The sequence below is a fragment of the Lactococcus sp. KTH0-1S genome, from assembly GCF_052544945.1.
Genome location: NZ_CP195165.1, coordinates 1,355,788 through 1,381,384, shown reverse-complemented (window position 1 = coordinate 1,381,384; position 25,597 = coordinate 1,355,788). Strand labels below are relative to the sequence as shown.

The 25,597-nt window shown below is 36.1% G+C and carries 25 protein-coding genes; 16 read left to right on the top strand and 9 right to left on the bottom strand.

Going from position 1 to position 25,597, the window contains the following annotated elements:
* Positions 1-86 precede the first annotated feature (86 nt).
* The 10 genes from ACRYLU_RS06725 (at position 87) to ACRYLU_RS06680 (ending at position 9,619) form a co-directional block, all read left to right on the top strand.
* Complete coding sequence (locus ACRYLU_RS06725; RefSeq protein ID WP_012897971.1) at positions 87-980, top strand: carbohydrate ABC transporter permease; 894 nt, start codon at positions 87-89, stop codon at positions 978-980.
* Positions 980-1,816 (top strand): carbohydrate ABC transporter permease, encoded by an 837-nt coding sequence (locus ACRYLU_RS06720; RefSeq protein ID WP_260310394.1) that lies wholly within the window; start codon positions 980-982, stop codon positions 1,814-1,816. The genes ACRYLU_RS06725 and ACRYLU_RS06720 overlap by 1 nt, the downstream gene beginning before the upstream one ends.
* Positions 1,813-2,367 (top strand): hypothetical protein, encoded by a 555-nt coding sequence (locus ACRYLU_RS06715; RefSeq protein WP_445080798.1) that lies wholly within the window; start codon positions 1,813-1,815, stop codon positions 2,365-2,367. The genes ACRYLU_RS06720 and ACRYLU_RS06715 overlap by 4 nt, the downstream gene beginning before the upstream one ends.
* Positions 2,360-3,802, top strand: a complete 1,443-nt coding sequence (locus tag ACRYLU_RS06710; RefSeq protein WP_098393652.1) for a glycoside hydrolase family 1 protein — start codon at positions 2,360-2,362, stop codon at positions 3,800-3,802. Before ACRYLU_RS06715 ends, ACRYLU_RS06710 begins: the two co-directional genes overlap by 8 nt.
* 56 nt (positions 3,803-3,858) lie before the next feature.
* Entirely contained in the window at positions 3,859-4,575 is a 717-nt protein-coding gene (locus tag ACRYLU_RS06705; protein WP_038600593.1) for a GntR family transcriptional regulator, read from the top strand.
* 162 nt (positions 4,576-4,737) lie between these two features.
* Complete coding sequence (locus tag ACRYLU_RS06700) at positions 4,738-6,102, top strand: MFS transporter (RefSeq protein ID WP_260310392.1); 1,365 nt, start codon at positions 4,738-4,740, stop codon at positions 6,100-6,102.
* Positions 6,103-6,502: 400 nt separating this feature from the next.
* Complete coding sequence (locus tag ACRYLU_RS06695; RefSeq protein WP_445080797.1) at positions 6,503-7,291, top strand: dihydroorotate dehydrogenase electron transfer subunit; 789 nt, start codon at positions 6,503-6,505, stop codon at positions 7,289-7,291.
* A gap of 69 nt (positions 7,292-7,360) precedes the next feature.
* Entirely contained in the window at positions 7,361-8,296 is a 936-nt protein-coding gene (locus tag ACRYLU_RS06690) for a dihydroorotate dehydrogenase (RefSeq protein ID WP_038602825.1), read from the top strand.
* 137 nt (positions 8,297-8,433) lie between these two features.
* Positions 8,434-9,147 (top strand): orotidine-5'-phosphate decarboxylase, encoded by a 714-nt coding sequence (gene pyrF, locus ACRYLU_RS06685; protein WP_038600602.1) that lies wholly within the window; start codon positions 8,434-8,436, stop codon positions 9,145-9,147.
* A 1-nt stretch (position 9,148) separates the two neighbouring features.
* On the top strand, positions 9,149-9,619 hold the full coding sequence (locus tag ACRYLU_RS06680; RefSeq protein ID WP_260310388.1) for a hypothetical protein: 471 nt from the start codon (positions 9,149-9,151) through the stop codon (positions 9,617-9,619).
* A 9-nt stretch (positions 9,620-9,628) separates the two neighbouring features.
* On the opposite strand, the gene rsmG is transcribed toward ACRYLU_RS06680, so the two are convergent.
* The 6 genes from rsmG to ACRYLU_RS06650 form a co-directional block, all read right to left on the bottom strand.
* Positions 9,629-10,345 (bottom strand): 16S rRNA (guanine(527)-N(7))-methyltransferase RsmG, encoded by a 717-nt coding sequence (gene rsmG / locus ACRYLU_RS06675; RefSeq protein ID WP_038600608.1) that lies wholly within the window; start codon positions 10,343-10,345, stop codon positions 9,629-9,631.
* The gene (locus ACRYLU_RS06670) at positions 10,342-11,301 is read right to left on the bottom strand and encodes a polyprenyl synthetase family protein (RefSeq protein ID WP_104141748.1); all 960 of its coding nucleotides are present in this window, start codon (positions 11,299-11,301) and stop codon (positions 10,342-10,344) included. Before ACRYLU_RS06670 ends, rsmG begins: the two co-directional genes overlap by 4 nt.
* Complete coding sequence (locus ACRYLU_RS06665) at positions 11,292-11,822, bottom strand: Gx transporter family protein (RefSeq protein ID WP_003131089.1); 531 nt, start codon at positions 11,820-11,822, stop codon at positions 11,292-11,294. Before ACRYLU_RS06665 ends, ACRYLU_RS06670 begins: the two co-directional genes overlap by 10 nt.
* Positions 11,819-12,226, bottom strand: coding sequence for a NusG domain II-containing protein (locus ACRYLU_RS06660; protein ID WP_012897960.1), 408 nt, complete (start codon positions 12,224-12,226; stop codon positions 11,819-11,821). The genes ACRYLU_RS06665 and ACRYLU_RS06660 overlap by 4 nt, the downstream gene beginning before the upstream one ends.
* A gap of 70 nt (positions 12,227-12,296) precedes the next feature.
* Positions 12,297-13,238 carry a UTP--glucose-1-phosphate uridylyltransferase GalU gene (galU, locus tag ACRYLU_RS06655; RefSeq protein WP_015426578.1) on the bottom strand — a complete coding sequence of 314 codons (942 nt, stop codon included), beginning with the start codon at positions 13,236-13,238 and terminating at the stop codon, positions 12,297-12,299.
* Positions 13,239-13,280: 42 nt separating this feature from the next.
* A complete protein-coding gene (locus ACRYLU_RS06650; protein WP_038600613.1) occupies positions 13,281-14,306 on the bottom strand; it encodes an NAD(P)H-dependent glycerol-3-phosphate dehydrogenase in 1,026 nt (341 codons plus the stop codon).
* A gap of 191 nt (positions 14,307-14,497) precedes the next feature.
* On the opposite strand from ACRYLU_RS06650, the gene ACRYLU_RS06645 reads away from it, so the two are divergent.
* The 6 genes from ACRYLU_RS06645 to ACRYLU_RS06620 all read left to right on the top strand — a co-directional run bounded on the left by ACRYLU_RS06645 (position 14,498) and on the right by ACRYLU_RS06620 (position 21,867).
* Positions 14,498-15,124: a 5-bromo-4-chloroindolyl phosphate hydrolysis family protein gene (locus ACRYLU_RS06645; protein ID WP_010905895.1), complete on the top strand. Its 627-nt coding sequence runs from the start codon at positions 14,498-14,500 to the stop codon at positions 15,122-15,124.
* Between the two features lie 144 nt (positions 15,125-15,268).
* The gene (locus ACRYLU_RS06640; protein WP_445080796.1) at positions 15,269-16,447 is read left to right on the top strand and encodes a toxic anion resistance protein; all 1,179 of its coding nucleotides are present in this window, start codon (positions 15,269-15,271) and stop codon (positions 16,445-16,447) included.
* 171 nt (positions 16,448-16,618) lie between these two features.
* Positions 16,619-17,767, top strand: a complete 1,149-nt coding sequence (gene nagA / locus ACRYLU_RS06635) for an N-acetylglucosamine-6-phosphate deacetylase (protein WP_278227971.1) — start codon at positions 16,619-16,621, stop codon at positions 17,765-17,767.
* Between the two features lie 386 nt (positions 17,768-18,153).
* The gene (gene pfkA / locus ACRYLU_RS06630) at positions 18,154-19,176 is read left to right on the top strand and encodes a 6-phosphofructokinase (protein ID WP_003131080.1); all 1,023 of its coding nucleotides are present in this window, start codon (positions 18,154-18,156) and stop codon (positions 19,174-19,176) included.
* A gap of 87 nt (positions 19,177-19,263) precedes the next feature.
* Positions 19,264-20,772, top strand: coding sequence for a pyruvate kinase (pyk, locus tag ACRYLU_RS06625; RefSeq protein ID WP_260310384.1), 1,509 nt, complete (start codon positions 19,264-19,266; stop codon positions 20,770-20,772).
* A gap of 117 nt (positions 20,773-20,889) precedes the next feature.
* A complete protein-coding gene (locus ACRYLU_RS06620) occupies positions 20,890-21,867 on the top strand; it encodes an L-lactate dehydrogenase (RefSeq protein WP_003131075.1) in 978 nt (325 codons plus the stop codon).
* A 125-nt stretch (positions 21,868-21,992) separates the two neighbouring features.
* Here ACRYLU_RS06620 and ACRYLU_RS06615 read toward each other — a convergent pair whose 3' ends face one another.
* The 3 genes from ACRYLU_RS06615 to ACRYLU_RS06605 are packed head-to-tail and all read right to left on the bottom strand — an operon-like array spanning position 21,993 to position 25,550.
* Positions 21,993-22,946, bottom strand: a complete 954-nt coding sequence (locus tag ACRYLU_RS06615) for an ABC transporter permease (RefSeq protein WP_012897956.1) — start codon at positions 22,944-22,946, stop codon at positions 21,993-21,995.
* A complete protein-coding gene (locus ACRYLU_RS06610; protein ID WP_260310382.1) occupies positions 22,943-24,037 on the bottom strand; it encodes an ABC transporter permease in 1,095 nt (364 codons plus the stop codon). The genes ACRYLU_RS06615 and ACRYLU_RS06610 overlap by 4 nt, the downstream gene beginning before the upstream one ends.
* On the bottom strand, positions 24,030-25,550 hold the full coding sequence (locus ACRYLU_RS06605; protein WP_256294083.1) for an ABC transporter ATP-binding protein: 1,521 nt from the start codon (positions 25,548-25,550) through the stop codon (positions 24,030-24,032). The genes ACRYLU_RS06610 and ACRYLU_RS06605 overlap by 8 nt, the downstream gene beginning before the upstream one ends.
* Positions 25,551-25,597 lie beyond the last annotated feature (47 nt).

The window sequence follows — 25,597 nt, the reverse complement described above, 5'->3', positions numbered from 1 at the left end:
TTCATAATTTAAATATATTTTTAGAAAAAAGAAAGGTGCTGGGTTGGAAATTTATTTTCCAACCTTTCATTTTGGAGGTTCTTATCTTGAGTAAGTTATCGCAAAAAGCGCAGAAAAGATTAATTATTTTTTCATTTACTATTGTCCCTATTGTCTTGCTTTTAATGTTTTCCTACTATCCCTTGGTGAAAATGGTTCAATATTCGCTGACCGATTGGAACGGAATTTCGCCAAGCTCAAACTATGTCGGATTTGCTAATTATGAAAAAGTTTTTTCAAATCCCAATTATTTTGGTGTTTTTAAGACAAGTTTATATTATTTTTTATCAAGTTTTCCGCAACTTGGACTTGCCCTACTTTTTGCGACAATTTTATCTTTCAAAGTTAAATTTACAAATTTTTGGAAAGGAATTTTATTTTTCCCTTACTTACTTAATGGGGTAGCGATTGGTTTTATGTTCTTATATTTTTATAAAACTGGTGGAACATTAGATTCTCTTTTACATCTGTTTGGAATCCATCACCTTCCGCTCTGGTTAGGAAATCAATCAATCAATAATATTTCTTTATCATTTGTATCTATTTGGCGTTATATGGGATTTAATTTTTTAATTTTTCTTGGTGCCATTCAATCAGTTGACCCTGAAATTTATGAAGCAGCAGAAATTGATGGTGCGAATCGTTGGAATCAATTTCGATATATCATTATTCCAGCAATCAGAAATATCTTATTTTTGAATATTATTTTATCTGTTTCGGGATCACTTTCAGTATTTGAAGTGCCATACATCATGACAGGAGGTGCAAATGGGACAATGACATTCGTCATTCAAACGGTACAAACAGCTTTTAATTATAATCAAGTGGGACTAGCTTCAGCAATGGCTGTTATTCTTTTGATTATTGTCGTCCTCGTTTCGGCAGCTCAATTTATTTTAACGCAAGACAGAAGTGATGCTAAAAAGAAAGCAGGTGCATGATGAATAAAACGAACAAGAAAGTCTTTCATATTGGTGACGTTCTAAAATATATTCCATTAGTTTTAGCTGCTATTGTAGCAGTTTTACCGCTTTTAGTCGTGTTTATAGGGTCATTTAAATCAATGACAGAATTTACTAATTCTGGTGTATTGACCTTGCCAAAACATTTTTCAATAGATAATTATACTAAAGCTTTTACCGAAGGGAATATGTTGACTGGCTTTAAGAATACTGTGATTATTTTCGTGGTATCAATGGTTGGACAACTTTTGATTTCCTCATCATTTGCTTATGTGATGAATCGGTTTGAATTTCGGCTTAAAAAGCTTATTTTAGCTTTATTTACAATAGCTATGTTGATTCCAGCGATTACTTCTCAAGTTGCAGTCTTTCAATTGGTTAATAAACTTGGTTTAGTAGGGACACGTTGGTCAGTGATTATCCTTTATATTGGGACAAATGTGATTGCACTTTACATTTTTCTCCAATTTTTACAAGAAATTCCTTATTCTTTAGATGAATCTGCTTTGCTAGATGGAGCATCATACTTTAGAATCTTTTGGTCAATCATTTTGCCAAATCTGAAAGCACCGATTGTGACTATGGTCATTATTTCTGGCGTTGGTGTATATAATGATTTTTATAATCCTTATCTCTATATGCCTGACCCTAGCTTACAGGTCATTTCGACGGCACTTTTTGCTTTCAAAGGTTCATCAGTTGTGCAATGGCCAGTCATTTTGGCCGGAGTTATGATTGTAATTATTCCGATTTTGATTGTCTTTATCGTTTTACAAAAATATATTTATAATGGGGTAACAGGAGCTGTTAAATGAAAGTATCAGGTTTTATTTGGTTGATTCAACAGGTTTATATGATAATTATTGCCTCTTTAATGTTCTGGTTAAATATTCTGCTTGGTTTTGTTTTTTTAGGGACAACTTTTTCTTTTAAAAGGACGTTTGCTTACCTTGGAGGGAATTATTATGACAAATATCGTGAAAGGACAAAAGAGGTTGAGTTAAAATTTGAATGGAGCAATTTGATTCTTCTTTTTATAATTGGAGTTTTTGTTTTGGCTAGCCATTTTCCTTTAAGTAACTTAGGGACATTTTTAATTTTGGTTAGTTCGGCTTATTTTGTTCTGACTTTGATATATATTATTTTCAAGACCTATTATAGACTTGAAAAATTTACAGATGTCATGCAAAAACTAATGGAAAATTGGTCAATGGCAATTTATAGCTTAATGCTCATTTTGTTAGCCATTTTTTTGACTGGTTTTAATCGAGTTTGGTTCTTGTTTTTTGTTCCTGGATTATTCTTTAAAATGATTGATATTTCCTTTAAACACTTAGATAAAAAGAAAGTGAAAGTAAATGACTAAAATAATATTTCCAAAAGAATTTTGGTGGGGAGCGGCGACAAGTGGTCCACAGACTGAAGGCCGTTTTAAAAAGAAACACGCCAATATTTTTGATTATGATTTTGAAAAAAATCCTGAACGTTTTTGGCATGAGATTGGTCCTGATATGGCTAGTAATTTTTATAATGATTTCCGAGAAGACATTAAGTTGATGAAAAAAGCGGGTTTAAATTCGGTGAGAACAAGCATTCAATGGTCACGTTTAATTGATGATTTAGAAGAGGGAACAGTAAATCAAGATGCAGTCGACTTTTATAATGCTGTCATTGATGAATTTATAGCCAATGGGATTTGCCCAGTCATCAATCTACATCATTTTGATTTACCAGTTGATTTGCTTCATAAATATGGAGGATGGACAAATAAACATGTGATTGGATTGTATGTAAAATTTGCTGAGCAATGTTTTAAACTCTTTAGCGATCGAGTGAGTGACTGGTTTACCCATAATGAGCCAATGGTAGTGGTTGAAGGGGGTTATCTCTATCAATTTCATTATCCAGATTTGGTTGATGGAAAACTTGCAGTACAAGTAGCTTATAATTTGCAATTAGCTTCAAGTTTAGCAATTCAAAAATTTCATGAAATCAATCAAAATCCTAATGGTAAAATAGGAATTGTATTAAATCTAAGTCCAAATTATCCAGCGTCACAGGCTAAAGAAGATATTGCTGCGGCTCATATTGCGGATTTATGGCAAAATCAGCTATTTATGGATGCTTCTGTCAAAGGAGAATTTCCTAAGGAATTGGTTGAACTCTTGACTAAAGATAAAGTGATTTGGGAATCAACTAAAGAAGAACTAGCCATTATAAAAAATAATAAAGTCGATAGACTTGGAGTTAACTATTATCATCCAAATCGAGCACAAAAGCCCTATTATTCACCAAATAGCTTAGCTGTAGATTGGTTACCTAATAAATATTTTGCTAATTATCAAATGCATGGTGCGCGAATGAATGTTGATAAGGGTTGGGAAATTTATCCTCGAGCATTATATGAAATTGCTAAAAATATCCAAAAAAATTATGATAATATTCCTTGGTTTGTCTCAGAATGTGGTATGGGAGTTAGCAATGAGGAGCGATATTTGAATGAAGAGGGACAGATTGATGATGATTATCGGATTCAATTTATTCAAGAACATTTGTATTGGTTGCATCAAGCAATCGAGGAGGGAAGTTCTTGTTTTGGCTTTCATCTATGGACACCAATTGATTGTTTTAGTTGGCGTAATTCTTATCGTAATCGTTATGGTTTGATTTCGGTGAATATTCATACACAAGAAAAGACTTTGAAAAAATCGGCTCATTTCTTTAAAAATTTAACAGAAAATTCGGGATTAGAGCTCTCTGAGGAATTCTTTGATAAATTTAATAAAACATTTCGTTTTTGAGGTAAATAGTGCTATAATTCGGTTAATAATAGAGAAGGTTTTGAAAGGAGAGGTATTTGAATAAATACGCAAAAATCCGAAACGATGTAAGAAATAAAATTATTTCTGGAAAATATAAACCTGGAACTTTGCTCCCTAAAGAATCGGAAATGATCATGAAATATAGTGCTTCCAAATTAACGATAAAAAAAGCAATGGATGAGCTTGTCAATGAAGGTTTAATTGTTAAGCGAAGAGGAAGTGGAACATTTGTTAAAGGATTAAGTACTGAGGACATTGAAAAATTAAAGGTGGTCAATCAGTTTCAGGGTTCAAGTGCATTCTTTGCTGATAAAGTGGTAGAAAGTCGTATTTTAGTATTTGAAGTAGTAAAGTCTGAGCCAGAAATAATGGAACGATTGGGGCTAAGCGAAGTTAGCGATTTATACCATGTCGTTCGGACTCGCTTGATAGACGAAGATCCATATGTTATTGAGAGTACCTATATGCCTGTTGATTTAATCAAAAATTTAACTTTTGAAATTTGTTCAGGATCAATTTATGAGTATATTGAAGATGAACTTGGTTTAACGATTGGAAGTGCTCATCGTAAAATTGAAGCCCGAAAAGGGACTGATGAAGAATTGTCTGAGTTAGGAGGAAAGTCTGGAGATCCAATTGTTTTAGTATCACAGGTTGGTTATCTATCAGATGGGAGAACTTTTGAGTTTTCGACGAATGTTCATCGTTATGATAAATACGCTTTTGAAACAGTTCTAATGCATAAAAACTAAATTTAAGTTAAGGCTTGCATTTTATCAGATTTATAGATATAATAGACAAGTTATAACTTTCGTACAGATAACATAAATTATGTTGAATTATACAGAGGCGAAATTATTATTTTAGGATAATAATTTCGTCTCTTTTTGTTTAGTTTTAGGAGATTTTATTGCATGAATAAAAACAACCATTTCCACTTATTAGGGGCAGTGATTGCTACAGGGATTTTGTCATTTTCTGGCGTTTTGATTGAAACGGCGATGAATGTGACTTTTCCAACGCTGATTAATGAGTTTGGACTTTCTACCTCAAAAATACAATGGGTAACGACGATTTATCTGCTTGTGATTGCGATTACGATTCCGCTCTCTTCTTATTTTAATGAGCGATTTTCAGCAAGAAAACTTTTCTTGGTCGCTAATCTTATCTTTTTAGTTGGGGTTTTGACCAACTGTTTCTCACCAAATTTTGCCATGCTATTACTGGGCCGACTTTTACAAGGGGTGGGAACTGGGATTGGCTTACCTCTGATGTTCCACCTGATTTTGACTAAAGCACCACTTCATAAAAGAGGAATGATGATGGGAATTGGGACTTTAACGACCTCCATCGCTCCGGCTATTGGTCCAACTTATGGAGGAATTATTTCTAATTCGCTTGATTGGCGTTATATCTATATTTTCCTTTTACCTTTGGTGGTAATTTCTTTAGTGCTTGGTTTGGCTTGTCTTCCAAGAGAAGGGGCAAAAACGCCAAAGAAATTGGCGCTTCGTCCAGTTATTGCATTATCAATCATGTTCTTTGCTTTCATTTCGGCTCTAAGTGCAGAGCATTTAATGACTTTCGCCTTACTCTTTATTGTAGGATTGGTTGGAGCTTTCTTGTTTGTTCGATTCAACCGCAAAGAAAGTTTAATTGATTTAGGAATTTTGCAAAATCACCGATTTGTGGCACTGATTTTCAGTCTTTTGGTATATCAAGCTTTGCTATTAGGTCTATCTTTTGTTTTACCAAGTTTTATTCAAGTTTCTGCTGGATTTAGTTCATCAGTGGCGGGATTATTTATGTTTCCTGGAGCTTTGATTGGCGCAGTTTTAGCACCAATTTCTGGGAAAGTTTTGGACCAAATTGGTGCCAGAAAACCAATTACGACTGGTTTGATTTTAGCAGCTCTTGGTCTTGCATTGCTCTTCATCTTTTTACCAACAAAAAGTCTTGCTTTACTCTTGGTGGCACATATTGTCTTGATGTTAGGTCTTGGGATTTCATATAGTAACTTAATGACTTGTAGCTTGAGCACTTTAGCTACTGACCAACTTTCTGATGGAAATGCTTTGGTCAATACTTTGCAACAATTTATCGGTGCGGTGGCAACAGCAGTTGTCGCAACGACACTTTCAATTTTCCAAGGACTCAATGGCTTCAAAGTTGGAACGAGTCATGGAACTTCAATTATTTTAGCTCTATTTTTCATCTTGATTATCGTGAGTTTAATTGTCAGTTTCCCAAATTTGAAAAAAATTAGAGCCAATCATTAAAAAAATCTTTGACGAATGACACTTTTTTCGTTATAATATTTTAAAACCTTTAACTAAGTCCAGAGAGGCTTGCAAGGATACGGAAAATTTAATTTGGCTTACTGACAGCTTAAAGATGAACTACTCTTTAGCGCATTTATTCTGTCAGTAAATTACCAGTTTTTTAGTACACTTGTAAGTTCTCTTACAAGTGTTTTTTTGTGTCAATTAAGGAGTTGTCAGTAAATCTGAACTTTCTGTCAGTAAAATGCGATTAACATGAGCATTTTATCGATGAATAAAAGAAGGTTCAGCAATCTGAACTTTCTGTCAGTAATGCGATTAACATGAGCATTTTATTGGTGAATAAAAGAAGGTTCAGTAAGCTGTAGCTTCTGTCCGAATAAAGAATGGAGAAATAATGCCTAAGTTACAAGAGATGATGACGATTGTCAGCCAACGTGAGGTTGCTTCTAATATTTTCGAGATGGTTCTTAAAGGAGAGTTAGTAGAAGAGATGAATTTGCCGGGACAATTTTTACATCTTGCTGTACCTAATGCTAGTATGCTTTTACGTCGCCCAATCTCTATTTCCAGTTGGGATAAAGTCGCAAAAACTTGTACGATTCTTTATCGAAGTGGTGACGAAACAAGTGGAACTTATGAAATTTCAAAATTACAAACAGGTGCAAAAATTGATGTAATGGGCCCACTGGGAAATGGTTTTCCAGTAGATGAGGTAGTTTCGACTGATAAAATTTTAATTGTCGGCGGAGGAATTGGAGTTCCCCCTCTCTATGAATTGGCTAAACAACTTGAAGAAAAAAACTGCCAAATGACCATTTTGCTGGGTTTTGCTTCTGAAAAGGTCAAGATTTTAGAGAAGAAATTTGCTGAATTAAAAAATGTAAGCTTGAAAATTGTAACTGACGATGGCTCTTATGGAACAAAAGGTCATGTTGGGATGTTAATGGAAGAAGTTGATTTTGAAGTTGATGCTCTTTATACTTGTGGTGCGCCAGCCATGCTCAAAGCTGTTGCAAAAAAATATGACCAGTTGGAACGACTTTATATTTCAATGGAAAGTCGGATGGCTTGTGGAATCGGAGCATGTTATGCTTGCGTTGAACATGATAAAGAAGATGAGAATCATGCCCTTAAAGTCTGTGAAGATGGTCCTGTATTTTTAGGAAAACAACTATCACTATAATTGGACTATTCAATCAGTGAAATAATCATCAGTAGAGCTGATGATTGTCACAAAAAATTAGGAGAAAAAATGACCGAAAATAATCGTCTGTCAGTAAAATTACCCGGACTTGATTTAAAAAATCCAATCATTCCAGCTTCAGGTTGTTTTGGCTTTGGTGAAGAATATGCCAAATATTATGATTTGAACAAATTAGGGTCAATCATGGTCAAAGCAACAACCCTTCATCCTCGTTTTGGCAATCCGACACCCCGTGTGGCTGAAACATCGAGTGGCATGCTTAATGCAATTGGACTACAAAATCCAGGATTAGAAGTTATAATGGCCGAAAAATTGCCTTGGCTCAATGAAAATTTTCCAGACCTTCCGATTATTGCTAATGTAGCTGGTTCTGAAGAAGATGATTATGTGGCTGTTTGTGCAAAAATTGGAGATGCACCCAATGTGAAAGCCATTGAATTAAATATCTCATGCCCTAATGTTAAACACGGCGGACAAGCTTTTGGGACAGATCCAGATGTTGCAGCTGCGCTAGTCAAAGCTTGTAAAGCGGTCAGTAAGGTGCCTTTGTATGTGAAACTTTCACCCAACGTGACCGACATTGTTCCGATTGCAAAAGCAGTTGAGCATGCTTGCGCAGATGGATTGACAATGATAAATACACTGATGGGTGTACGTTTTGATTTGAAAACACGAAAACCTGTTTTAGCAAATATCACAGGTGGATTGTCGGGTCCTGCAATTAAACCAGTTGCACTCAAACTCATTCATCAAGTGGCTCAAGTGGTTGACATTCCAATCATTGGAATGGGTGGGGTTGAAAGTGCTCAAGACGTTTTAGAAATGTATATGGCAGGAGCTTCAGCCGTTGCCGTTGGCACTGCCAATTTTGCTGATCCATTTGTCTGTCCAAAAATCATTGAAAAATTACCAGAAGTGATGGACCAATATGGAATTGATAGCTTAGAAAACTTGATTCAAGAAGTTAAAAAATCCAAAAATTAATTCTGTCAATAATTAGAGAATGAAATATCAGTAGCTAAAAACATCGTCAGCTCTGTCAGTAATTAATTGATAAGATATAGTTTTTGTCAGTAAAGTGTCAATTCTGTCAGTAAATATTAAAAAAGAAAGTAGAAAAAATGCAAGAAAATAGACCTGTCATTGCCCTTGATTTCCCTGAATTCTCAGACGTAAAAGATTTTCTCGAAAAATTTGACCCGTCAGAACAATTGTATATTAAACTAGGAATGGAACTTTTTTACACGGCTGGACCCCAAGTCGTTTACTATGTAAAATCGCTCGGTCACAGTGTATTCCTTGATTTAAAACTCCATGATATTCCAAACACCGTTGAATCTTCAATGCGTGTTTTAGCACGATTGGGAGTGGATATGGTTAATGTTCACGCCGCTGGTGGTGTTGAAATGATGGTTGCAGCTAAACGTGGTTTAGAAGCTGGAACACCTCTTGGACGGCAAAGACCAAAATTAATTGCGGTTACACAATTAACCTCAACTTCTGAGGAAATTATGCAAAATGACCAAAAAATTATGACTAGTCTTGAAGAATCGGTTATTAATTACGCACAAAAAACCGCTCAAGCAGGACTTGACGGTGTCGTTTGTTCGGCACATGAAGTTGAAAAAATTAAAGCAGCGACATCGAAAGAATTCATTTGTCTCACACCAGGAATTCGCCCAGAAGGTGCAAGTAAAGGCGACCAAAAACGAGTAATGACACCTAAAGAAGCAAGAACAATTGGTTCAGATTATATTGTTGTCGGCCGTCCAATTACCCAAGCAAAAGATCCAGTAGCTAGCTATCATGCGATAAAAGCAGAATGGAATCAATAAAATGAAAAAATTACTTCACTTTTTGGTTGTGTTACTTGGAATATTTGTAGCTTTTATACTGGCTCGATTATTCATAGAAATTTATACGATTGTTGGTGATGTTTATTTACAAGTTGATAATAAAACAATCACCCTCTATAAAGTTTTAGCTGAGATTGATTATTTATCAGTTGGGATTACTTTTGCGATGGTTTTTGCTTACATGATTTTATTAGACTTAATTGTTGTTGTCGTCGTAAGGTCATGGTTTAAAATTCAAAATAAAAGTCAAAAACAAAGTCAAAAAGTGTGGAAGAATAAATTTACTAAATTTTGGTTTCGCTATCGGTCAATACATATTACTTTTATCTTACTCTCAATCTTTACTAGCCTTTCACTGACGGCACCTGCAATGGTCATGAATAGTTTTACTGCGATTGTTTCTATTTCAGTATTGGTGATTAATCTCAGCAAAAAAATCGGCAAAGATTAGCCGATTTTTTTATTTTATTGGATTTTTTGCAGGAGTTCCGGCTTTGCGTGGGTATATTTTAGGGGTTTCTTTTTTCTTTTCAATCAGAGCAATGTGACGCTCATCACCGTTAGGCAATTCATAAGCGACTTCTTTGATAAATTTTCCACCAAGTGTAGCAATTGCCTTTTTAGCGTCATTCAATTCTTCTTCAAATTGAGCTGCTTTTAATGACAATAAAATACCATTTTTCTTGAGAAAGGGAATCGTAAATTCAGTCAAAACAGAAAGTCTAGCAACCGCACGGGCAGTAACAAAATCAAATGTTCCACGATAATTAGCATCCTGACCAAAATCTTCAGCTCGTCCGTGAAGTAAAGTCACATTTTCGAGACCTAATTCCTCTGTCAGTAAACTTAAAAAATTAATTCGCTTATTGAGAGAATCAATGATAGTCACTTTTAATTCAGGGAAAATAATTTTCATTGGTAAGCTAGGAAAACCAGCTCCAGCACCAATATCTAAAATGCTGACAGGTTGGTCAGTAATCAATCCATATAAAATTGGTGCAATAGAATCATAAAAATGTTTTAAATAGACTTCATTTTTTTCAGTAATTGCTGTCAGATTAATTTTTTCATTCCATTCAACCAAAAGTTCAAAATAGCGTTCAAACTGTTTGATTTGTTTATCAGAGAGTTGAATATCAAATTCTGTCAGTGCTGACAAAAATTCATCAGGGGTCATAAAGTTCGCTCCAAAAGTTTTCTAGTAATTTCAGCAATCAGCTCACGATTTTTACCTTTTGGTAATTTATCAATTAAATTTAATGCTGAAAGGGTGTAAGATTTCGCAAGTGCTTTGGTTTTTTCAAGGGCATCAGAAATTTTGATAAAATCATAAACTTCATCAAATTTTTTATTTTTAATTAATTCAGAAACAAGAGCATTGTTTTCCTGTAAAGCAAAGAGAACAGGAGCAGAATAAATGCCTTGTTTAATGTCTTCAAGTACTGGTTTGCCAAGCGTTTGAGCAGTCGATGCATAATCTAAATAATCATCCATAATTTGGAAAGAAATCCCAATATTCATTCCGATTTTATAAGCTCGTTTGGTCAATGTATTATTTTTAGAAATTAAAGGAGCGACAGAAGCAGAAAGCGCAAAAAGTTCTCCTGTTTTTCCTGAAATATTTTCAATATAATCATCTAAAGTTTGTTGCAGATTAAAATGATGATTAAGTTGACCAAGCTCACCACCTAATAAACGCTCAATAGAACCAATATTTTTGGTTAAATTTGATAATTCTAATGAGTGTTCAGACATTAGACGAAAGACAGCAATAAATAAATAGTCCCCAGCATAGACGGCAATTTCTGGTCCGTATTTTGCTGACAAAGTAGCTACGCCACGCCGTGTGTCTGCGTGGTCAATGACATCATCATGAACTAAAGTCGCTGTATGCATCATTTCGACAGAAGCCGCAAGTGCCAATCTTTCACTTTCAGAAAGATCAGTAAATCCTGAAAATAAAAGTAAATAAGCTGGACGCAACATTTTTCCGCCTGCATCAAATATATCAAAAATAGCCGATTTAACATCTGAATTTTTGATGGTAACGTGGCTTTTCATTAATTGTTGAACTTGAACCAATTCTTTTTCAAGCTCTGGATAGTCTTTCCAAAAGTTATTTTTTAAGTCCATTGTTTACTTTCTTTAATAAATAGTTCTTGAATAGGTTTAACACGTGTAATTAATTGATTTCCAGCAATGCCTATTGCAAAACCAGCAAGTATTCCAAAAAAGGCAAGCCAAGGCAAATAAAGCATAACAGAAGTTGTCTTAGCTAAAAGAGAAGCCATTGCTAATTGGCCAAAATTATGAAAAAATCCACCAACAGTCGAAATTCCAATCATTGAAACCAGTTTTGGTCCAAATTGCTTCATCAAATACATGGCTAATAGAGATAAGATTCCGCCTGCAAAAGAGTACAGAAAAACGGAAAAACCAGTAAAAAGTGCTGTAATTAATAGACGAAGAATTTGCATGACCCAAACTTGTCGCCATCTTAAAGTGAAAACTGCAATAATCATTACCAAATTGGCAAGGCCCACTTTAGCTCCAGGTGCAAAAGCAAAAAAAGGAGGTAAAGAGCTTTCAATAATTCCCATAACTACCGCAGCAGCTGTCAATAGAGAAACATAAACGTATTCTTTAATATTCATACTTTATAATCTACCTGTTCATCCTTTTGACCACTCATAACTTCAATCACTAAATTATGAGGTAAACAGACGATAGTTTCCCCAGTCTTAGAAATATAGCCCCTTTGGACGTCAATTTGGTCTTTACAATTGGCTTCGACAACCGCAATTTCACCATTTTTAACTTGTATTTTATTATAATCGCCATCTTTATCACGGTAGGTCCAAGTTTGATTTTTATTTAAATCAAAAGTTTTAATCACCTTACCACTAATTCTTAGTTCGGCTTGAGCTCCTTTGGAACCAGTAGCGAAGAAGAACAAAGTTGAAAAAGAAGCGATGAACAGTAGAAAAATAATAACAAAATCAAGCGGTTTTGTCTTTATGCTTTTAAAAAAATTAACCGTGTTTTTAAAGAAGTTCATTAAGATTAATTATAGCAAAATTAATGAAAAAATTCACGAAATCAAAAAGAAAAAGCCTTTCGGCTCTTTCTTATTTTTTAGTGATATTTTTTGAGTCATCTTTAGAAAGCTCTTTTGCTTTTTCAATGATGTAGTTTTTCAAATTCGCACCGATTTGTGGGTGTTCTAAACCATATTCAATTGTTGTTTCAACAAAACCAAGTTTATCACCAACATCGTAACGTTTTCCAGTAAATTCATGAGCGAAAACGCGTTGTGTTTTATTCAAACGTTCGATAGCATCAGTCAATTGGATTTCATTTCCAGCACCGGGAACTTGTGTTTCTAAAACATCAAAAATTTCAGGAGTTAAGAGGTAACGACCGATAATTGCAAGGTCAGAAGGAGCTTCATCAACATTTGGTTTTTCGACAAAACGTTCAACATTGTAAAGGCCTTTAGAAACTTCACCGTTAGGGTCAATGACACCATATTTATCAACATCATCATGAGGAACTTTCATAACCGCAATTGTTGAAGCGTGAGTTTTTTCATAATCATTGATTAGGTCTTTAGTTAAAGGAGTTTCATTTCCGGTAATATTCATCAAGTCATCGCCAAGCATGACTACAAAAGGCTCATTTCCAACAAAAGCTTTAGCTTGAAGAACGGCATGTCCCAATCCTTTTGGATGAGATTGACGGATAAAGTGAAGATTAATATCTGTTGTTTCTTCAACAAGTTTAAGTAATTCTGTTTTTCCTTTTTCAAGCAAATTTTGTTCAAGCTCAATGTTTGAGTCAAAATGGTCTTCAATAGGACGTTTTGCTTTACCAGTAACAATCAAAATATCTTCGATTCCTGATTTCAAGGCTTCTTCAACGATAAATTGAATAGTAGGTTTGTCAACGATTGGCAACATTTCTTTAGCTATCGCTTTAGTTGCTGGCAAAAAGCGAGTTCCTAGACCAGCGGCAGGAATAACAGCTTTACGTACTTTTCTGGCTTTAGTTGGAATAGTGTTTTGTTTCATGGATAATAACTCCTTTATAGTTAGATAAATCGTATTTACTTTTTATTTATTATTAATGAATTCATTTTCCGCACGAGTTTCGCGGCGCATGATATCAAGAATTCCAGTTTTTGCATCTAGATTTTCATAGAGAACTTTGTAAATTGTTTCGGTAATTGGCATATCGATACCTAACTGTTGAGCAAGCTCAAAAGCAGCTTTAGTGGTTGAAACACCTTCAATAACCATTCCCATATTTTTTTCAATATCAGCTAACTTTTCGCCGCGACCAAGAGCATCACCCGCACGCCAGTTTCGTGAGTGAATTGAAGTACCTGTTACAATTAAGTCACCAACACCAGACAAACCGCTATAAGTTAAAGGTTCAGCTCCCATTGCCACACCCAAACGAGTAATTTCGGCAAGACCACGCGTAATAATTGCTGCTTTAGCATTATCACCAAAACCAAGACCGTGAAGAGCACCAGCGCCTACGGCAATAATATTTTTAAGGGCGCCAGCTGTTTCAACACCAATAACATCAGTATTAGTATACAGACGGAAGTAGTCGTTGCTAAAGATTGCTTGAGCGTATTTCGCTTCGTCATGGTCTTTAGAAGCTGCAGAAATTAAAGTAATATCACGAACAATTGTTTCTTCAGCATGAGAAGGTCCAGAAACTACCACAATTTCTCCTCGAAATTGAGCGGGGATTTCTTCTTCAAGAATAGTAGAAATTCGCTCATGTGTCCCTTGTTCAAGCCCTTTAGAAGCGTGAAGGATGTGGACTTTGTGTTCGAGGACTTCGGCTACTTGTTTTGCGACCAAACGTGTCACTTTAGTTGGTACAACAAATAAAATGGCGTCAACATTTTCTAAAGCTAAATCTAAACGATCAAATGCTTTTATTTTTTCATCCAAAACAACATCTTTAAAATAGCGTGTATTTGTATGCTTTTCATTAATTTCAGCCATCTGTTCTGGGTTATTTCCCCAGATACGAACTTCATGACCATTATCATTAAGAACTTGTGAAAGTGCAGTTCCCCACGAACCTGGGCCTAAAACTGCAATTTTTTGTGGATTCATAGAAATGATCCTTTCTTTCGTTTTGGTTTCCTTTACATTTTAACATAAGCAAGAATAAAAATCAGCCCTAAGTATGATTTAGGGTTCAAATATTATGATAAAATAGAGATATATCCGAAAGGTTATTCTTAAAAATGAAATTTAAAAATTAGAAACTTGTGAGAACAGGACGCAAGCGGGAGGAAAAAAATATGCCAGTCAGTTTATTTATGAATCATCAGGACATGATGTTCGGTTATGGTCATCTAGGAATCGTGAATGTGATTTTTGGATTAGTTCTCTTTTTCTTAATTATAAAAATGATTATCGGAATTAGTTTTATGCGAAAAAACCCCGATGAAAGAGAAGAAGGATATAAGGATAAAGGAATGAGCAAAAAAGAAAATATTGAACGTTACCACGAAGCAGGACTCTCAGATACGGATATTAAAATTTTCCGTGAAAACTTGTCAGAAGCAAAAGAAAATATCAAAACTTGGGAAAAATTACTGAAAAAAGAAGATGATTTACAAGTTGTTGAATCAGTGACAGGTGGTTTAGAAGCCAGCAAACAAACGTTTAAATATATTGTTCAAAATCCACAAGAACTCACAAAACAAAATGAGTTTCTATATAAAGACTTGCCAAACATGGTCAAATTGTCAGAGAAATTCATTGAAATGAAAAAACAATCAGTAAGGACAGAAGAAATCAATCGTGATTTAGATGAAACCTTACTTTTGATAAAAACACTCTCACATTCAATTTCTAAAAACTACCATGAAATTTTGATGGACGATGTCAATGTCATCAAACATCAAGTTGATTTTGACAAATAATTTTACTGACAGACATTTTTAAAATTCTTGTCAGTAAAACTGATGATTCTGTCAGTAAAAAAACAAATATTCCTGTCAATTTTGGCAGGAATCATTTATAATTAAGAGTAAAGAAATATAAGTATAGCAAAGGAAATTAAAGATATGGATAATCCAATTTTAGATGATTTGATGACCAATGATAAAGTCATTAAAGAGGCAGAGCAATTAGATGAACAACAAAAGTCAGAAATTGTAAAAATGCACGAAAAAGCCTCTTTAGCAGCAGTAGAAGTTCTTTCTACTGAAGAATTAGAAAAAGCAAAAGAATTATCAAAACAGTTGGATGAATCAAGTGCTCAATCTGTCATTAACTATGGAGCAAGCGCCCAAGATAAGATTTCGGCTTTCTCACAAAGTGTCTTAAATAAAGTTCAGGCACAAGATTTGGGTGAAGTTGGTTCTTCACTGACAGATTTGATGTTTAACTTACAACAAGCCAATCCAAACGAATTGGTAGCTGAAAATAAAGGGATTTTTACCAAAATGTTTGGTAAAGTTAAACGTTCAATTTTTGAAGTGACGCAAAAATACCAAAAAATTGGAGCAGGTATTGATAAAATTTCTGCAAAATTGAACAATGAGCAACAAGGACTTTTGCAAGATAATGAAATGCTCGATAAACTTTACGATGAAAACTTGAATTATTTCAAGGCTTTGAATGTTTATATTGCTGGTGCTGAATTAAAAGTCCAGGAATTAGATACAGAAATTATTCCGCAAGCTCGAAAAGAAGCTCAAGATTCTACTGACAATGCCTTGATTGTTCAAAAAGTGAATGATTTAGAATCATATAAAAATCGCTTAGAAAAACGAGCTCATGACTTGCGTCTTGCTCGTCAGCTGACAATTCAACAAGCGCCACAAATTCGTCTCATTCAAAATACCAATCAAGAATTAGCTGAGAAAATCCAAACTTCAATTAACACTGCCATTCCACTATGGAAAAATCAGGTTGCGATTGCTTTGACCCTATTAAAGCAAAAAGATGCTTTGACAAGTCAACGTATTGTTTCAGAAACAACCAACAATTTGTTGCGTAAAAATTCAGAAATGCTTAAAGCATCAACAATTGAGGCTGCAACTGAAAATGAACGTGGTTTAGTAGATATTGAAACATTAAAATTAACTCAACAAAACTTAGTTGATACTATTCAAGAAACTATGAGAATTCAGGCTGAAGGACGTCAAAAACGTCAACAAGGTGAAGTTGAACTTTCTAAAATGGAAGAAGAAATTAAAGAAAAATTGTTACAATTATCAAATAATAAACAATTAAATTAAATTTTAAAATTACTGACAGAAATTGAGCGCTATTTTCATCTGCTAAAGTATGATTTGTATAGGCTCAGGCAAAATCTGTCAGTAATTTTTATAGCGTTAATTGGTATATACTGTTTATTGACAAAAAAGATAAAGGGTGCTAAAATTAAAGAAAAAGAAGAGGAGATATTTATGACTTACTATATTAAAGCAGATCAATTTTTCTACGCTTATGAAACAAAAAAAGGTGGTTTCTTAGAAATTACTGATGGAAAATTTGGAGAGTGGACAGAAGAAGCGCCAGCAGGAGCTGATGTTTTAGATTATTCAGGTCAATCAATTGCCCCAGGTCTTGTTGAAACACATATCCATGGTTTTGGAGGAGCTGATGCCCAAGATGCTGAAGTTGAAGGAATTATGGGAACAATGTCAGAAGGTTTGTTGTCAGCAGGGGTTACTTCATTTTTACCAAGTCCTTTGACAGATGACCACGAAGGATTGAAAGCAGTTTGTACGGTCGTAGGAGAACATTACCAAGAAGCTCGCGGAGCCAAAGTACGTGGTATTTTCTTTGAAGGTCCATTCTTTACAGAAGAAAAGAAAGGGGCTCAAAACCCTAAATACATGCGCGATGCCAAAATGTGGGAACTTGAAGATTGGCAAGAAGCAGCGCATGGAATGCTCAAAAAAATCGGTCTTGCCCCAGAACGTGATGGTTCAGAAGACTTCATCCGTAAAGCGACTGAATCAGGTGTTGTTATTGCATTGGGACATTCAAATGCGACTTACAAACAAGCGGTTGCTGGTGTTCAAGCTGGAGCATCTGTTTGGGTTCACACCTTTAACGGAATGTCTGGGATGACTCACCAAGAACCAGGAATGGTTGGAGCAATTTTAAATACACCAAACACTTATGCTGAGTTAATTTGTGATGGTCACCATGTTCGTCCAGAAGCAGCTGAAATTGTAATGAAAATGAAAGGCGCTGACCATGTTGTTTTGATCACAGACTCAATGCGTGCCGCAGGACTTCCTGATGGACCTTATATGCTTGGCGAATACGAAGTAGAAGTTCGTGATGGAGCCGCATGGCTTCCAACAGGACGTCCTGCTGCTTCAATTTTAACACTTAAGACAGCTGTTAAAAATGTCATTGACTGGGGGATTGCCACACCAGCAGAAGCAATTATGATGGCTTCATTGACACCAGCAAAATCTGTAAACATTGATGATGTTTGTGGTCAAATAAAACCAGGTTTGTCAGCTGATTTTATCGTTTTAGACAATGATTTTGATTTAGTTGCAACTTACCTTGATGGTGAAAAACGCTACGAAGCGTAATATAAAAAATGAATTTCGCAAGGAATTCATTTTTTTTATGAAAATATTTCATTTTTCAAGTTGAATAATCAGAAAAATAAACAAAAAGGTAAAATATTATTTACTTTTTTGTTAAAATATAAAAGAGTAGAATAGCTATTATTATGTCATATTATAGAAGAATTAAGAGCAAATGAAGTCTATAAATTTTATTTGAAAATGCTAGAAAACCCTTGCAAAATAAGGCTTAGAAAAAAAGAAACAATGAAAACGTTTCATACAGTTTGTAAAGAGATTTTTTTATAAATACGTGATATAATGAACTAGACAACAAATGAACATGGTAGAAATATTAATAACGTTTACGTATTTTTGCTATGTATCTCAATTTCGGAGGACAGATTTAAATGAAACGCATTGCAGTTTTGACTTCTGGTGGTGATGCCCCAGGAATGAATGCGGCTATTCGTGCAGTTGTTCGCAAAGCAATTTCTGAAGGTATCGAAGTTTACGGTATCAATCACGGATATGCGGGCATGGTTGCGGGAGATATTTTCCCGCTTACGTCAGCTTCAGTTGGTGATAAAATCGGTCGTGGTGGTACATTCTTGTACTCAGCACGCTACCCAGAATTTGCTCAAGTAGAAGGACAACTTGCTGGGATTGAGCAACTTAAAAAATTCGGTATCGAAGGTGTCGTTGTAATTGGTGGTGATGGTTCTTATCATGGAGCTATGCGTCTTACAGAACATGGTTTCCCAGCTGTCGGACTTCCAGGAACAATTGATAACGATATCGTAGGAACTGATTTTACAATTGGATTTGATACAGCTGTTTCAACAGTTGTAGATGCCTTGGATAAAATCCGTGATACTTCATCATCACATAACCGTACTTTCGTTGTAGAAGTAATGGGACGTAATGCTGGAGATATCGCTTTGAATGCTGGTATCGCTGCTGGTGCAGATGATATTTGTATTCCAGAAAAAGAATTTAAGTTTGAAAACGTAGTTAACAACATTAACAAAGGCTACGAAAAAGGTAAAAATCACCACATCATCGTTCTTGCTGAAGGTGTAATGACTGGTGAAGAATTTGCTACAAAACTTAAAGAAGCTGGTTATAAAGGAGACCTTCGCGTTTCTGTCCTTGGACACATCCAACGTGGTGGTTCACCAACCGCTCGTGACCGTGTTCTTGCTTCACGTATGGGTGCTCGTGCTGTTGAATTGCTTCGTGATGGAATCGGTGGTGTAGCCGTTGGTATCCGCAATGAAGAACTTGTAGAAAGTCCAATTCTCGGAACAGCTGAAGAAGGAGCACTCTTTAGTTTGACTACTGAAGGTGGAATCAAAGTAAATAACCCGCATAAAGCTGGTCTTGAACTTTACCGTCTTAACTCAGCACTCAACAATCTTAACCTTAACTAAGTTACTGCAAATCTGTTTCTAGTTAAGTGTTAAACGCATAATTAGGGCAGAGATATATAATTAATCATTATAGGAGAAAAACACAAAATGAATAAACGTGTAAAAATCGTCTCAACTCTTGGACCTGCTGTCGAAATTCGTGGTGGCAAAAAATTTGGTGAAAGCGGCTATTGGGGAGAATCTCTTGACGTCGAAGCATCAGCAAAAAACATTGCAGCTTTGATTGAAGAAGGCGCAAATGTCTTCCGTTTCAACTTCTCACACGGTGACCATCCTGAACAAGGTGCTCGTATGGCAACAGTTCACCGCGCTGAAGAAATCGCTGGTCATAAAGTAGGTTTCTTGCTTGATACTAAAGGTCCTGAAATGCGTACAGAACTCTTTGCTGACGGTGCTGATGCAATCAGCGTTGTTACTGGAGATAAATTCCGCGTTGCAACTAAACAAGGTCTTAAATCAACTCCTGAATTGATTGCTTTGAACGTAGCTGGTGGTCTTGATATCTTTGATGATGTTGAAATCGGTCAAACTATTTTGATTGACGATGGTAAGCTTGGTTTGTCATTGACTGGTAAAGATGCAGCAACTCGTGAATTTGAAGTTGAAGCACAAAATGATGGTGTTATTGGTAAACAAAAAGGTGTTAATATTCCTAACACTAAAATTCCTTTCCCAGCTCTTGCTGAACGTGATGATGCGGATATCCGTTTCGGACTTTCACAACCTGGTGGAATCAACTTTATCGCTATCTCATTCGTACGTACTGCAAATGACGTTAACGAAGTACGTCGTATTTGTGAAGAAACTGGAAATCCACACGTACAACTTTTGGCTAAAATTGAGAACCAACAAGGTATCGAAAACCTTGATGAAATCATCGAAGCAGCTGATGGTATCATGATCGCTCGTGGTGACATGGGTATCGAAGTTCCATTTGAAATGGTTCCAGTTTACCAAAAATTGATCATCAGCAAAGTTAACAAAGCAGGTAAAATTGTTGTTACTGCAACAAACATGCTTGAATCAATGACTTACAATCCACGTGCTACACGTTCAGAAATTTCAGACGTATTCAACGCTGTTATTGACGGAACTGACGCAACAATGCTTTCAGGTGAATCTGCTAATGGTAAATACCCACGCGAATCAGTTCGTACAATGGCTACTGTTAACAAAAACGCTCAAACAATGTTGAAAGAATACGGACGTCTTCACCCAGAACGTTACGACAAATCAACTGTAACAGAAGTAGTTGCTGCATCAGTTAAAAATGCTGCAGAAGCTATGGATATCAAATTGATTGTTGCTTTGACTGAATCTGGTAACACTGCTCGTTTGATTTCTAAACACCGTCCTAATGCTGATATCTTGGCTATTACATTTGACGAAAAAGTTGAACGTGGATTGATGATTAACTGGGGTGTAATCCCAACGATGACTGAAAAACCTTCATCTACAGATGACATGTTTGAAGTCGCTGAAAAAGTTGCTTTGGCTTCAGGTTTAGTTGAATCTGGTGACAATATCATCATCGTTGCTGGTGTTCCAGTTGGTACTGGTCGCACAAATACAATGCGTATCCGTACTGTTAAATAATTTGTCAATTAAGAATCTTAAAACAATAATGCCTGCCGCTATCGACAGGCCCTATTGTTGAAAAGATTATATTTTATAAAATACTCGTTTATAATTTGAAAGGAATTAAAGAAAATCATGGCTGATAAACAACGTAAAAAAGTTATCCTTGTAGGTGACGGTGCTGTAGGTTCATCATACGCTTTTGCTCTTGTAAACCAAGGGATTGCACAAGAATTGGGAATTGTTGACCTTTTTAAAGAAAAAACTCAAGGAGATGCAGAAGACCTTTCTCATGCCTTGGCATTTACTTCACCTAAAAAGATTTACTCTGCAGACTACTCTGATGCAAGCGACGCTGACCTCGTTGTCTTGACTTCTGGTGCTCCACAAAAACCAGGTGAAACTCGTCTTGACCTTGTTGAAAAAAATCTTCGTATTACTAAAGATGTTGTCACTAAAATTGTTGCTTCAGGTTTCAAAGGAATTTTCCTTGTTGCTGCTAACCCAGTTGACATCTTGACATACGCTACTTGGAAATTCTCAGGTTTCCCTAAAAACCGCGTTGTAGGTTCAGGTACTTCACTTGATACTGCACGTTTCCGTCAAGCATTGGCAGAAAAAGTTGATGTTGACGCTCGTTCAATCCACGCATACATCATGGGTGAACACGGTGACTCAGAATTTGCCGTTTGGTCACATGCTAACGTTGCGGGTGTTAAATTGGAACAATGGTTCCAAGAAAATGACTACCTTAACGAAGCTGAAATTGTTGAATTGTTTGAATCTGTACGTGATGCTGCTTACTCAATCATCGCTAAAAAAGGTGCAACATTCTACGGTGTCGCTGTAGCTCTTGCTCGTATTACTAAAGCAATTCTTGATGATGAACATGCAGTACTTCCTGTATCAGTATTCCAAGATGGACAATATGGCGTAAGCGACTGCTACCTTGGTCAACCAGCAGTAGTTGGTGCTGAGGGTGTTGTTAACCCAATCCACATTCCATTGAACGATGCTGAAATGCAAAAAATGGAAGCTTCTGGTGCTCAATTGAAAGCAATCATTGACGAAGCTTTTGCTAAAGAAGAATTTGCTTCTGCAGTTAAAAACTAAAAATAAAAAGAGTTGGTTGAGATTTCAACTAGTTCTTTTTTTATTTTAAATTAAATTTGTTCTTAAGCTAAAAATATAATAAAAAAGTCTGTTGTTGATGAACAGACTTTTTTATTTTTGTAAATTTATTTAGATTTGATGTAGTTAACACCATCAGCCTTAGGCGCAATTGCTTTTCCAAGAAAGAGTGCCAAGACAATAATTGTAAAGACATACGGAGCCATTTGTAGGAATGAAGAAGGGATTTCTTTGATTCCAGGGATTTGACCACCGACAACAGCAAGTGAGGTAAAAAGCCCAAAGAGAAGTGATGATAACATTGCTCCAATAGGATTCCATTTACCGAAAATCATAGCTGCAAGTGAAATGAACCCTTGACCAGCAATTGTTGAAACTGAGAAGTTACCAGAAATTGCTTGAGCATAAATTGCACCACCTACACCACCGAGGACACCTGAGAGAAGCACCCCAGCCCAACGGTAGGCATAAACGTTAATTCCAAGGGTATCAGCTGCTTGTGGGTTTTCACCAACTGAACGAAGGCGAAGACCGAACCGCGTTTTAAATAGAACGTACCAAGCGAGAATGGCTACAACAATTGCAAGAAACCCTGGTAGAGAAGTTTGACTAAAGAAGATTTTACCAATGACAGGAATATTTGATAGTAGTGGAACGTTCCAATAACCGATTTGTTCATTGATATTAATTTGACCTTGTTGATAGAAAACTTGAAGTAGGAAAACTCCGAGTGCTGGAGCCATCAAGTTGAGTACAGTACCAGATACGATATGGTCTGCTCTTAAGTTTACTGTAGCCACCGCATGAAGAGAAGAGAAGAGTGCCCCAATTAAAGCTCCAAAAAGGATTGAGAGCCATGGAGTCATACTTCCAAACATTCCGGCAGTAGTTAGGTTGAATACAACGGAACTGAAAGCTCCGATAGTCATTATTCCTTCAAGACCGACATTGACGATACCGCCTCGTTCAGAGAAGACACCACCAATACTTGTAAAGATCAGAGGAGTTGAATAGATGAGCATATTAGCGACAATGATTTGTAAAGTATTTACAAGATTCATGCTTTTTCTCCTTTCTTCTTAGCAGCTTCTGATGCTTTGATTTCTTTAGCTTTTGGTAACATGACTTCAATAATAAACTTCACCGCGATGAAGAAAATAATTGATGCAGTAACGACTTTAACGATTTCTGGTGGAATACCATCATTTGTCATACCAGGAGCACCTGTTTGAAGAACTGAGAAAAGAAGAGAGGCAAAGAGAATACCGATAGGACTATTACCACCAAGAAGGGCAACAGCCATACCGTTGAATCCGATATCAAGCGATGCCGATTGAGAAACAAAGTTTTGCATGTATCCAAATCCGTAAACAACACCACCAAGACCAGCAAGGGCACCAGCAACAACCATAGATAAGATAAGGGTACGTTTTGCTGAAATACCAGCATATTCCGAAGCATCAGGATTTAAACCAACAGCTTTGATTTCAAATCCTAGAGTTGTTTTTGTAAAGATAATCGCCATAATCACAAGGGCAATCAATGCGATAATTAATCCAATATTTAAGGTTGAATTATCAGTTAATGACGACATCCAATTTGTTCTGAAAGAAGCATTGGCACTAATTAGTTTTGTTTGGTCAGTAGTATTATCCATCAGGATACTTTTTTGGAACATGCTATGAATCATAAATGTTGAGAAGAACAACATGATATAGTTCAGCATGATTGTGGTGATAACTTCTGATGTTCCAAGGAGAGCACGAAGAATACCTGGTATGAATCCCATAAATGCTCCGAAGAACATTCCAATGATTACAACTAAAGGAATCATCAATAGACGTGGGATATCTGGGAAACTCAAAGCAAACCACATCGAGCTAATCCAACCAGCAAGTGCTTGACCAGACATTCCGATATTGAAGAGCCCTACTTTCATTGCTACCGCAAAAGATAAAGCTGTCAAAATTAGTGGGCCCATTGTTTGTAAGGTTTCACCGATTGCTCTTGCATTTCCTAAAGCAGAAATGAAGAGGTCTTCATAACCCCAAATTGGATTGTAGCCAAAGGCTAGCATAATAATTGCTCCCAATAAGAAACCAAAAACAATGGCTACCAGAGGAACAAGGACTTTTTTCGTTTTACTATTCATTTATGTTTCCTCCAACCATTAAAATACCGAGCTCTTGTTTTGTGGTTGATTCAGGTCTTACAATTCCCTGAATTTGACCATCGTGAATAACAGCGATTCGGTCGGAAACATTTAGAATTTCATCAAGTTCAAAAGAAATAACAAGAACTGCTTTTCCTTCATCACGAGCTTGGATTAAACGTTTATGAATATATTCAATCGCACCAACATCAAGTCCACGAGTGGGCTGTGATACGATTAGGAGGTCAGGATTTCGGTCGATTTCACGGGCGATAATTGCTTTTTGCTGATTACCACCAGAAAGAGAAGCAGCAGAAACCCATTCACCAGCACCACGAACGTCAAATTCTTCCATGAGTTTGCGAGCGTGACTATTTATTTGGTTATAATCAAGGAAACCATATTTGCTCATTGGTGGTTTGTAGTAGGTTTGCAAAGCAATATTTTCGGCTACTGTCATTTCCAAAACAAGACCGTCCCGATGTCTGTCTTCTGGGACATGCCCGACAGATTGTTCCGTGATTTTACGAGGACGTTGATTGGTAATGTCTTTGTTGCGGAGTTTAATAGAACCTGAATCAACCTTTGTCAAACCAGTAATAGCTTTCACTAATTCTGTTTGACCATTTCCATCAATTCCGGCGACCCCTACAATTTCACCGGCACGAACATCAAGTGATAATCCTTTAACTTTTAGAGAACCGCGACTTTCTTTGATATTTAAGTCCTTAATTTCGAGGACAATATCTTTAGGTTGAGCAGGAGCTTTTTCGGTGATGAATGAAACTGAGCGTCCAACCATTAATTCTGCAAGTTCTTGGTTTGTTTTGTCACCAAGTTCAACAGTATCAATTGATTTACCACGACGAATAACTGTGATACGGTCAGCAACCGCACGGATTTCATCCAATTTATGTGTGATGAGGATGATTGACTTGCCTTCTTTAATTAAATTCTTCATGATTTGCATCAATTCAGAAATTTCAGCTGGAGTCAAAACCGCTGTTGGTTCATCAAAAATTAAGATATCAGCTCCACGATAGAGTGTTTTTAAGATTTCAACCCTTTGTTGCTGACCGACAGAAATATCACGGATGAGCGCATCAGGTTCAACAGAAAGACCATAACGCTCAGAAAGTTCAAGTATTTTTTTCTTAGCAGTCTTTAAATCGAGATTGATTCCTTTAGTAACTTCATTACCAAGGATGATGTTTTCAGTAACTGTGAAGGCGTCAACTAACATGAAGTGTTGGTGAACCATTCCGATACCGAGGTTTGCTGCTTTAGACGGAGAGTCGATATTTTCGAGCTTTCCCTTAACGTGGACTTCACCTTCGCTAGGCTCGAGGAGTCCTGAGAGAATATTCATCAAGGTTGACTTACCGGCTCCATTTTCGCCGAGCAAAGCATGAATCTCACCTTTCTTCAACTCAAGATTGACTTTGTCATTAGCGACAAAATCACCAAAACGTTTGGTGACATCAATCATTTGAATGACAGTTTCATTTGCCATATTGGCTCCTTCTTATAAAATAATATAATAATGTAAATTGTAAAAAT

Bases quoted from the DNA above. Each gene is read 5' to 3' on its own strand.
- ACRYLU_RS06690 (WP_038602825.1), top strand. From the start codon at position 7,361: ATGACCGAAAATAATCGTCTGTCAGTAAAATTACCCGGACTTGATTTA.
- ACRYLU_RS06695 (WP_445080797.1), top strand. From the start codon at position 6,503: ATGCCTAAGTTACAAGAGATGATGACGATTGTCAGCCAACGTGAGGTT.
- pfkA (WP_003131080.1), top strand. From the start codon at position 18,154: ATGAAACGCATTGCAGTTTTGACTTCTGGTGGTGATGCCCCAGGAATG.
- ACRYLU_RS06665 (WP_003131089.1), bottom strand. From the start codon at position 11,822: ATGAATATTAAAGAATACGTTTATGTTTCTCTATTGACAGCTGCTGCG.
- ACRYLU_RS06680 (WP_260310388.1), top strand. From the start codon at position 9,149: ATGAAAAAATTACTTCACTTTTTGGTTGTGTTACTTGGAATATTTGTA.
- ACRYLU_RS06650 (WP_038600613.1), bottom strand. From the start codon at position 14,306: ATGAATCCACAAAAAATTGCAGTTTTAGGCCCAGGTTCGTGGGGAACT.
- pyrF (WP_038600602.1), top strand. From the start codon at position 8,434: ATGCAAGAAAATAGACCTGTCATTGCCCTTGATTTCCCTGAATTCTCA.
- ACRYLU_RS06660 (WP_012897960.1), bottom strand. From the start codon at position 12,226: ATGAACTTCTTTAAAAACACGGTTAATTTTTTTAAAAGCATAAAGACA.
- ACRYLU_RS06710 (WP_098393652.1), top strand. From the start codon at position 2,360: ATGACTAAAATAATATTTCCAAAAGAATTTTGGTGGGGAGCGGCGACA.
- ACRYLU_RS06720 (WP_260310394.1), top strand. From the start codon at position 980: ATGAATAAAACGAACAAGAAAGTCTTTCATATTGGTGACGTTCTAAAA.
- ACRYLU_RS06640 (WP_445080796.1), top strand. From the start codon at position 15,269: ATGGATAATCCAATTTTAGATGATTTGATGACCAATGATAAAGTCATT.
- ACRYLU_RS06700 (WP_260310392.1), top strand. From the start codon at position 4,738: ATGAATAAAAACAACCATTTCCACTTATTAGGGGCAGTGATTGCTACA.
- ACRYLU_RS06670 (WP_104141748.1), bottom strand. From the start codon at position 11,301: ATGGACTTAAAAAATAACTTTTGGAAAGACTATCCAGAGCTTGAAAAA.
- pyk (WP_260310384.1), top strand. From the start codon at position 19,264: ATGAATAAACGTGTAAAAATCGTCTCAACTCTTGGACCTGCTGTCGAA.
- ACRYLU_RS06620 (WP_003131075.1), top strand. From the start codon at position 20,890: ATGGCTGATAAACAACGTAAAAAAGTTATCCTTGTAGGTGACGGTGCT.
- galU (WP_015426578.1), bottom strand. From the start codon at position 13,238: ATGAAACAAAACACTATTCCAACTAAAGCCAGAAAAGTACGTAAAGCT.
- nagA (WP_278227971.1), top strand. From the start codon at position 16,619: ATGACTTACTATATTAAAGCAGATCAATTTTTCTACGCTTATGAAACA.
- ACRYLU_RS06605 (WP_256294083.1), bottom strand. From the start codon at position 25,550: ATGGCAAATGAAACTGTCATTCAAATGATTGATGTCACCAAACGTTTT.
- rsmG (WP_038600608.1), bottom strand. From the start codon at position 10,345: ATGACCCCTGATGAATTTTTGTCAGCACTGACAGAATTTGATATTCAA.
- ACRYLU_RS06610 (WP_260310382.1), bottom strand. From the start codon at position 24,037: ATGAATAGTAAAACGAAAAAAGTCCTTGTTCCTCTGGTAGCCATTGTT.
- ACRYLU_RS06615 (WP_012897956.1), bottom strand. From the start codon at position 22,946: ATGAATCTTGTAAATACTTTACAAATCATTGTCGCTAATATGCTCATC.
- ACRYLU_RS06715 (WP_445080798.1), top strand. From the start codon at position 1,813: ATGAAAGTATCAGGTTTTATTTGGTTGATTCAACAGGTTTATATGATA.
- ACRYLU_RS06645 (WP_010905895.1), top strand. From the start codon at position 14,498: ATGCCAGTCAGTTTATTTATGAATCATCAGGACATGATGTTCGGTTAT.